We start from the raw sequence: 8,096 nt of genomic DNA on the forward strand, positions 1-8,096 counted from the left end.
CCTACGTCCGCCGCCCGCATGTTCCGATATCCCCTTGCCACCCCGTCGGGAACGGAGCCTAGTGCGCCCCTCGGGCGGGCACAACGCCGGGCGCTCCGGGCATCGGCCCTGCCGCGACGCCGGGCGCTCCGGGCATGGGCCCTGCCGCGACGCCGGACGTTCGGGGCATTGCCCGGCCGTCCGCGCCGTGCTGTTCTGCGCCGATCCGTCCCCCCTTGCATCCGGGATGCCGCCTTGACCATTCCCGCCCTCGCGATCTCGACCGGCGATCCGGCCGGGATCGGTCCGGAAATCACCATGAAGGCCGTCCGCCGCCTCGGGCCGCGCCTCGGGCGGGAGCTGCGGCTCGTGCTGGTCGGCCATCCCGGCATCCTCGGGGCGGCCGCGCGGCAGGTCGGGCTTTCGCCGCCCGGTCCTGGCGACGCCGCGGTGACAATCCTGCCCACAGTCGCGCCCGAGGGGCCGATCCGCGTGGGCGAGGTGACGGCCGAGGGCGGGCGGCAGGCCCACGACGCCGTGGTGCGGGCGACCGCTCTCGCCATGGAGGGGCAGGTCCGCGCCATCGTGACCGCGCCGCTCAGCAAGGAGGCGCTGCACCTCGCGGGTCATGCCCATGCCGGTCACACCGAGCTTCTCGCCGCGCTGACCGGGGCGCGGGACAGCGCGATGATGCTGGCGCATGGCGCCTTCCGGGTCAGCCACGCCACCACCCACGTCGCGCTCGAGGACGTGCCCCGCCGCCTCACGCGCGAGCGGATCGGACGCGTCGTCGAACTGACGCGCGAGGCGCTGATCCGCCTCGGCATCGCCGCGCCGCGGATCGCCGTCGCGGCGCTCAACCCGCACGCGGGCGAGGGCGGCATCTTCGGGCGCCACGACATCGACGTGACCGCGCCGCTGGTCGCGGAGTTGCGCGCGCGGGGCTGGGAGGTGACCGGCCCCGTTCCCGGCGACACGGTCTTCGTGAAATTGCGCGGCGGCGCCTTCGACGCCGTGGTCGCGATGTACCACGACCAGGGGCATATCCCGGTGAAGCTCCTCGGCTTCTCGGTCGATCCCGCGACGGGGCTGTGGTCGGCGCTCTCGGGGGTCAACGTCACGCTCGGGCTGCCGATCGTGCGCACCTCGGTCGACCACGGTACGGCCTTCGACATCGCGGGGCAGGGCATCGCCGAGGAGGGCTCGATGCTCGAGGCCATCGACATGGCGCTGGACCTCTCGGCGGGATGAGGGGGCTCCCCCCTTGGCACTGCCGCCGATCGGGTCCATCGTCGCCGCCATGACCGACGATTTCGCGCCCGCCTCAGGACCTTGCGCTGCCCCCACCGGCGGCCAGGCCACCCGCATCCCCGGGGCGGCGCATGGCGGCTGACGACAGCGCGGCGGCGCCGCTCCGGGGCGTGCGGGTGCTCGACCTCACGAACGTGCTGGCCGGACCCTTCGCCTGTCATCAGCTCGCGCATCTGGGCGCCGAGGTCATCAAGGTCGAGGCCGTGGGGCGGGGCGATCTGGCGCGGAACCTCGGGGCGGACCCGGAGCTCTCGGCCAGGGGCATGGGCATCAGTTTCCTCGCGCAGAACGCGGGCAAGCGCTCGCTCACGCTGAACCTCAAGGACCCGCGCGGGGCGGACGCGCTGCGCCGCCTCGTCGCCCGGGCGGACGTGCTGGTGGAGAACTTCAGGCCCGGTGTGATGGAGCGCCTCGGCCTCGGGCACGCGGCGCTCCGCGCGGTCAACCCGCGCCTCGTCTACTGCGCGATCTCGGGCTTCGGGCAGGACGGCCCCTGGGCGGATCGGCCGGCCTACGACCAGATCGTGCAAGGCGCCGCGGGCGTCATGTCGATCACCGGGGACGCGTTGAGCGCGCCGATGCGCGTGGGCTATCCGCTCGCCGACACGGTGGGCGGGCTGACGGCGGCGATGGCGATCTGCGCGGCGCTGAACGCGCCCGAGCGGGGCGCCTTCATCGACATCTCGATGCTCGAGGCCGTGCTCGCCACGATGGGCTGGGTCGTGTCGAACCACCTGATCGGCGGCGTCGCCCCCGCGCCGCATGGCAACGAGAACCCGACCTCCGCACCCTCGGGGACGTTCCAGTGCGCCGATGGCCTCGTGAACATCGCCGCCAACAAGGACGAGCAGTGGGAGGCGCTGGCCCGCCACCTCGGGCGCGCGGACCTGCTGTCCGCGCCCGACTACGCCACCCGCGAGGACCGCAAGCGCAACCGCCTCCGCCTCAAGGCCGAGCTCGAGACCGTGCTGACGACGCGGCCCGCCGAGGTCTGGGCGCGCGAACTGAGCGGCCTCGGCGTGCCGGCGGGCGCCGTGATGACCGTGCCCGAAATCCTCGCCCATCCGCAGATCGCGGGCCGCGACTTCCTCGCGCGGTTTGAGGATGCGCCGGGCGTCGGGCGTCCGATCGACCTCCTGCGGATCGGCGCGATGATCGACGGGGCGCGCCCCTCGGTCGCGACGCCGCCGCCCCCGCTCGGCGCGGATACGGGGGACATCCTCGGCTGGCTCGGCTACAGCCCGGAGGAGATCGAGGCGATGCGCGCGGAGGACGTGGCGTGAGCGGGGCGGACGATGTCGCCGACTGGTGGCGCACCCGGATCATCGACATGGAGCCGGGGCGCATCCACCTGCGCGGGCATCCGGTCGAGGCGCTGATCGGCAATCTCGGGTTCGCCGAGATGATCTGGCTCATGGTCATGGGGCAGGAGATCACCGGCCACCGTGCGCGCCTCTTCGAGGCCGCGCTCGTCGCCGCCGTCGATCACGGGCCGCAGGCGCCCTCCATCGCCGCGGCGCGCATGGCCGCGACCTGCGGCGTCGGTCTCCAGTCGGCGATGGCGACAGGGCTCAACATGCTGGGCGACGTCCATGGCGGCGCGGGCGAGCAGGCGGTCGAGCTCTACCGTTCCCTCGAGATGCAGGGGCCCGAGGGCCTGCCTGCCGCCCTCGACGCCTGGCGGGCGGAGCGCGGGCGCTTCCTGCCGGGCTTCGGCCACCGCTTCCACAAGCCGGTGGACCCGCGTGCGCCGCGCCTCCTCGCTCTGGTGGACGAGGCGGCCGAGGCGGGCGCGGTTCCCGGCGCCTATGCCGAGATCGGCCGCGCCATCGAGCGCCACCTCGCGGCCGAGCGCGGCAAGCCCGTGCCGATGAACATCGACGGCGCGACGGCGGTGATCTACGCCGAGCTCGGCTGCCCCCCGCCGCTCGCCCGCGGCTTCTTCGGCCTATCCCGCTCCGTCGGCCTCCTCGCCCATGCCTGGGAGCAGACCGAGCAGGGCGGGCGCAACAAGGGGCCGACGCCGCCCGCCTACCGATGGACCTATGACGGGGAGTGAGCGGCTGCTGACGGATGTTCTGCCGACCCTCGCGCTGGGGGCCGCAGGCGCGTTCCTCTTCTGGCTGATCGGCTTTCCGGCGGCGGTGCTGACGGGGCCGGCGGCAATCGTCTCGGTCGCGACGCTGCTCGGGTTCCGAAGCTCCCTCCCCGACCGCCTGCGCGACACGGTCTTCATCGTCATCGGCGTCTCCATCGGCAGCACGGTGACGCCCGAGGTCGTGGCGACCGCCCTCGCCTGGCCCGCCTCGCTCGCCGTGCTGAGCGTGACGCTGGTGCTTGTCCTCGTGACGGTGAAGGCGGCGCTGATGCGCGGCTTCGGCTACGACCGGCTGACGGCGATGCTGGCGGCGACGCCGGGGCACCTGAGCTTCGTCCTCGGCATCTCGGCGGACCTCAACGCCGACGTGGCGCGGGTCGCGCTGGTGCAAACGGTGCGGGTGCTCCTGCTGACGCTGCTCGTGCCGGTCCTGATCTCGGCCTGGGGCGCGGTCGGCACGGCCTACCTGCCCGACTACGGGCTGATCTCGGCCCCCGCGGCTGCCATCGTCTTCGCCCTCGCCCTGGCGCTCGGCCTCGTCTTCAAGCGCCTGCGCTTCCCCGCGCCGCTCCTCCTCGGGGCGATGGCGGTCTCGGGCGTCGGCCATGGCTCGGGCCTGACTCCGGGGGCGCTGCCGCCCTGGCTGACGGCGGCGGCCTTCGTCGCGATGGGCTGCCTCATCGGCACGCGGTTCCGCGGGCTCGGGCGCGCGGGGCTCCTCGGCGCCTTCGTCGCGGGGACGGCCGCGACGCTCATCGCCTGCGCGGTCGCGGCGGTGGGCGCGATCCTGACGGCCGAACTCATCGGGCTGCCGCCCGCCGCCCTCCTCCTCGCCTTCGCGCCGGGGGGCGTCGAGGTCATGGCCGCGCTTGCCGTCGAGACCGGGCTCGAACCCGCCTTCGTCGCGGCGCACCATGTCTTCCGCCTCGTGATCCTCACGGTGATCGTCCCGGTCTTCCTGGCCCGCGCGCGTGTTCCCTGACGTCGCCGTGCAATCGCCTCTCGCGCCGGGGGAATTCAGCCGATAACGTGGCCTGCGGAGGATCGGGAGGACGCATCCGGGCATGGCGAGCCAGCCGAAGATCGAGCTCAACGCCCGCGTGGGCGACCGCGTGGCGAAGACCACCTGCTACATGTGCGCCTGCCGCTGCGGGATCGACGTGCACCTGCGCGACGTGCCGGGCGCGCGGGCCGAGGTGCGCTACATCGAGGGCAACCGCGACCACCCGGTGAACCGGGGCGTGATCTGCGGCAAGGGGGCCGCGGGCATCATGCAGCACAATTCCCCCGCGCGCCTCCGCGCGCCGATGAAGCGCGTGGGGCCGAGGGGTTCGGGCGAGTTCGAGGAGATCACCTGGGACGAGGCGCTGTCGCTCGCGACCGACTGGCTCGGGAGCGTGCGGCGGACCGATCCCAAGCGGCTCGCCTTCTTCACCGGCCGCGACCAGAGCCAGAGCCTGACGGGGTTCTGGGCGATGAAGTACGGCACGCCCAACTTCGCCGCGCATGGCGGTTTCTGCTCGGTCAACATGGCGGCGGGCGGGCTCTATACCTTCGGCGGCTCGTTCTGGGAATTCGGCGATCCCGACTGGGAGCGGACGAAATACTTCCTGCTCTTCGGCGTGGCCGAGGATCACGCCTCGAACCCGATCAAGATCGGCATGGGCAAGCTGAAGGGACGGGGGGCGAAGGTCGTCTCGATCAACCCCGTGCGCACCGGCTACAACGCGGTCGCGGACGAGTGGGTCGGCATCCGGCCGGGGACCGACGGCCTCTTCGTCGGCGCGCTGATCCACGAGCTCTTCCGGACGCGGCAGATCGACCTCGACTACCTCGTGCGCTACACCAACGCCCCCTGGCTGGTGCTCGACGCGCCGGGCACGGCGGAGGACGGCCTCTTCGCCCGCGACGGCGAGGGCAATCCGCTGGCGTGGTCGCGCGACGCGGGCGGCCTTGTCAGCGGCAAGGCGGGTGACCTCTCCGTCTCGCTTACGGGCGCGCGGACCCTGCCGGACGGACGCCGCGCGCGGCCGGTCTTCGAGCACCTCGCCGAGCGGTTCCTCGGCGAGGACTACGCGCCCGACACGGTCGCCGCGCATACCGGTATCCCGGCGGAACAGATCCGGCGCATCGCCGCCGAGATGGCGCATGTCGCCTTCGAGGAGGAGATCGTCCTCGACCGACCGTGGACCGACGCCTGGGGCCGCAAGCATGACAAGATGATCGGGCGGCCCGTCTCGATGCACGCGATGCGCGGCATCTCGGCCCATTCGAACGGGTTCCAGACCTGCCGGATGATCCACGTCCTGCAGATCCTGCTGGGCTCGATCGACTGCCCCGGCGGCTTCCGCTACAAGCCGCCCTACCCCAAGCAGACGCCGCCGAACCTGCTGCCCCACGGCGCGCCGCAGGACATCCTGCCGGAACTGCCGCTTGGCGGGCCGCACCTTGGTTTCCCGCACGGGCCGCAGCACCTCCTGATCGACGGGGAGGGGAACCCCAGCCGCCTCGACAAGGGCTTCTCCTGGGAGGCGCCGCTGTCCGCCCACGGCCTCATGCACATGGTCATCGGCAACGCCGCGCGGCGCGAGCCCTACGGCATCGACGTCCTCTTCCTCTACATGGCGAACATGGCGTGGAACTCGTCGATGAACGTGCCGGACACGCTCGACGCGCTGACGGCAACGGACGGGAACGGCGACTACGTGATCCCGAAGATCATCTACTCCGACGCCTTCTATTCCGAGACGGTGCCGTTCGCCGACCTCATCCTGCCCGACACGACCTATCTCGAGCGCTGGGACTGCATCTCGCTTCTCGACCGGCCGATCTCGGAGCCCGACATGGTCGCGGATGCGATCCGCGTGCCCGTGGTTCCGCCCGACCGCGACGTGCGGCCCTTCCAGGACGTGCTGATCGACCTCGGCGCGCGGCTGAAGCTGCCGGGCTTCGTGGGGGATGTCGGCAGCCCGAAGTATCCCGGCGGCTATCCCGACTACATCGTCAACCACGAGCGGAAGCCGGGGCAGGGGCCGCTCGCCGGGTGGAGGGGGGAGGACGGCGAGGCCTTCGGCAAGGGCGCGACCAATCCGGGACAGCTCGACCGCTACGTCGAGAACGGCGCCTTCCACGCCCACCACGTCGCGCCCGAACACGCCTACTTCAAGCACGCCAATCGCGGCTATCTCGACTGGGGGATCGAGGTGGGCATCCGCCTGTCTCCCGAGCCCACCATCTTCCAGCTCTGGTCCGAGCCGCTGCAACGCTTCCGCCTGGCCGCGCGGGGGCATGGCGAGCGGCAGCCGCCCGAGCACATGCGCGCGCGGATCGAGGCGCATTTCGACCCGCTGCCCTTCTGGTATCCGCCCTTCGAGGGGGAGATGACGGACGCCGCCGCCTTCCCCCTCCACGCGATCACCCAGCGGCCCATGCACATGTACCATTCCTGGGGCTCGCAGAACGCGTGGCTGCGCCAGATCACGGCGGAGAACCGGCTCTATCTCCACCGCGAGACGGCCGGGCGGATCGGCGTGGCGGACGACGACTGGGTCCACGTCACCTCCCATATCGGGCGCGTCACCTGCCAGGTGCGGCTGATGGACGGGGTGAACCCGCACACCGTCTGGACCTGGAACGCCATCGGCAAGCGCAAGGGGGCGTGGAACCTCGACGAGGACGCCCCGGAAGCGGAGCGGGGGTTCCTGTTGAACCACCTGATCTCCGAGCTTCTGCCGGACAGGGGCGACCATCGCTTCTCGAACTCGGACCCCATCACCGGGCAGGCGGCGTGGTTCGACCTGCGCGTCTCGATCGAGAAGGCTGACGTGCGCGGACGGAGCGGCCCGAGCTTCGAGCCCCTCGGGCGCGGCGGTCTGCCGGCCGCACCCGCGAAGCTCGCCTACGGCAAGGCCTTCCGGGAGGCGGCGGAATGACGGACCTGCCCGTATCGACCGGCAAGAAGCTCGGCCTCGTCATCGATCTGGACACCTGCGTCGGCTGCCACGCCTGCGTGACGAGCTGCAAGGAATGGAACACCGGCGGCTATTCCGCGCCGCTCGGCGACCACGACCCCTATGGCGGCGATCCGAACGGCGCGTGGCTGAACCGGGTGCATTCCTACGAGATGAAGATCGAGGGGCGCGACCGGACCGTGCATTTCCCGCGCTCGTGCCTGCATTGCGAGGAGCCGGCCTGCGTCACCGTCTGCCCCACCGGGGCGAGCTACAAGCGCGCCGAGGACGGGATCGTGCTGGTGAACCCCGACACCTGCATCGGCTGCAAGCTCTGCTCCTGGGCCTGTCCCTACGGCGCGCGGGAATACGACCACGACGACGGCGTGATGAAGAAATGCACGCTCTGCGTCGACCGGATCTACAACGACACCCTGCCCGAGGAGGACCGCGTGCCCGCCTGCGTCCGCGCCTGCCCGACGGGGGCCCGCGCCTTCGGCGATCTGGGCGACCCGGAGAGCGAGGTGTCGCGGACGGTGGCCGAGCGCGGCGGTTTCGATCTCCTGCAGGAATTCGGCTACAAGCCGGTGAACAAGTATCTTCCGCCCCGCGCGCCCGCCGAGGCGGCCGTCGCGCCCGCAGCGGCGGAGGAGATCGTTGCCGCGCCCCGCGACCGGCTGGAGCGCCTCTTCGCCTGGGTCGACCGGCGGATGGGCGGCTGAGCGCGATGCATCCGGCCTATTCCGTCATCTTCTTCA

General features: G+C 71.9%; 6 protein-coding genes. All 6 read left to right on the forward strand.

Annotated elements, in window-relative coordinates; genetic code table 11:
* Positions 1-234 precede the first annotated feature (234 nt).
* Entirely contained in the window at positions 235-1,230 is a 996-nt protein-coding gene (pdxA, locus tag ACTS11_RS07530; protein WP_442639712.1) for a 4-hydroxythreonine-4-phosphate dehydrogenase PdxA, read from the forward strand.
* A 131-nt stretch (positions 1,231-1,361) separates the two neighbouring features.
* Positions 1,362-2,573, forward strand: coding sequence for a CaiB/BaiF CoA transferase family protein (locus tag ACTS11_RS07535; RefSeq protein ID WP_442639713.1), 1,212 nt, complete (start codon positions 1,362-1,364; stop codon positions 2,571-2,573).
* A 47-nt stretch (positions 2,574-2,620) separates the two neighbouring features.
* Entirely contained in the window at positions 2,621-3,349 is a 729-nt protein-coding gene (locus ACTS11_RS07540) for a citryl-CoA lyase (RefSeq protein ID WP_442639717.1), read from the forward strand.
* Complete coding sequence (locus tag ACTS11_RS07545) at positions 3,336-4,370, forward strand: AbrB family transcriptional regulator (RefSeq protein WP_442639714.1); 1,035 nt, start codon at positions 3,336-3,338, stop codon at positions 4,368-4,370. Before ACTS11_RS07540 ends, ACTS11_RS07545 begins: the two co-directional genes overlap by 14 nt.
* Positions 4,371-4,452: 82 nt before the next feature.
* A complete protein-coding gene (locus ACTS11_RS07550) occupies positions 4,453-7,320 on the forward strand; it encodes a molybdopterin oxidoreductase family protein (protein WP_442639715.1) in 2,868 nt (955 codons plus the stop codon).
* On the forward strand, positions 7,317-8,060 hold the full coding sequence (locus ACTS11_RS07555; RefSeq protein WP_442639716.1) for a 4Fe-4S dicluster domain-containing protein: 744 nt from the start codon (positions 7,317-7,319) through the stop codon (positions 8,058-8,060). The genes ACTS11_RS07550 and ACTS11_RS07555 overlap by 4 nt, the downstream gene beginning before the upstream one ends.
* The last annotated feature ends 36 nt before the right edge of the window (positions 8,061-8,096 follow it).

It is taken from the genome of Roseicyclus sp., assembly GCF_052168335.1.
Lineage (GTDB): Bacteria > Pseudomonadota > Alphaproteobacteria > Rhodobacterales > Rhodobacteraceae > Roseibacterium.

What these genes read in the sequence shown, in the direction of transcription:
- ACTS11_RS07545 (WP_442639714.1), top strand. Translation starts at nt 3,336, where the DNA reads ATGACGGGGAGTGAGCGGCTGCTGACGGATGTTCTGCCGACCCTCGCG.
- ACTS11_RS07535 (WP_442639713.1), top strand. Translation starts at nt 1,362, where the DNA reads ATGGCGGCTGACGACAGCGCGGCGGCGCCGCTCCGGGGCGTGCGGGTG.
- ACTS11_RS07540 (WP_442639717.1), top strand. Translation starts at nt 2,621, where the DNA reads ATGGAGCCGGGGCGCATCCACCTGCGCGGGCATCCGGTCGAGGCGCTG.
- ACTS11_RS07555 (WP_442639716.1), top strand. Translation starts at nt 7,317, where the DNA reads ATGACGGACCTGCCCGTATCGACCGGCAAGAAGCTCGGCCTCGTCATC.
- ACTS11_RS07550 (WP_442639715.1), top strand. Translation starts at nt 4,453, where the DNA reads ATGGCGAGCCAGCCGAAGATCGAGCTCAACGCCCGCGTGGGCGACCGC.